This is a genomic window from Parvimonas sp. D9, assembly GCF_035282565.1.
GTDB lineage: Bacteria > Bacillota > Clostridia > Tissierellales > Peptoniphilaceae > Parvimonas > Parvimonas micra.
In genome coordinates this window covers 1-379 of record NZ_JAYKBM010000076.1, presented here as the reverse complement: position 1 = coordinate 379, position 379 = coordinate 1, and the positions used below count along the sequence as shown (strand labels likewise).

Genomic DNA, 379 nt, shown 5'->3' with positions numbered 1-379 from the left:
CAACAATATGCGTCTTTGAATGACAGTATTTCAAAAGCGAGTCCTACACAACAAATTTTGTTGCAAAAACACATGGAGACATTGTTGGAGGAATTATCTCGATATCGAAAAACAGCCGCTTCCTTTCAACTGATGGGAGAAACAGTTCCACCGGCACTTTATATATTAGAGCCTGCAGTGCCGTCGGCTAAAGCGGAACGACCCGATAAACTGAATATTGTTTTGATTTCAGGTTTGGCAGGGTTTCTTTTTTCCATCCTTTTTTTATTATTGAAAGATAGAAGATACTAGCATTTCAATATGCAGCTTCCTATCCGTCATAGTAGATTTTTTATCACAGCATCCTTGCTGTTTGTAGCTGCCATCATTGCTTCAGTGA

At 39.1% G+C, this 379-nt stretch carries 1 protein-coding gene; it reads left to right on the top strand.

Annotated elements, in window-relative coordinates:
* Positions 1 to 291: hypothetical protein (locus VJI94_RS08095; protein ID WP_324008977.1), on the top strand; the 291-nt coding region annotated here is incomplete at its 5' end.
* Positions 292 to 379 lie beyond the last annotated feature (88 nt).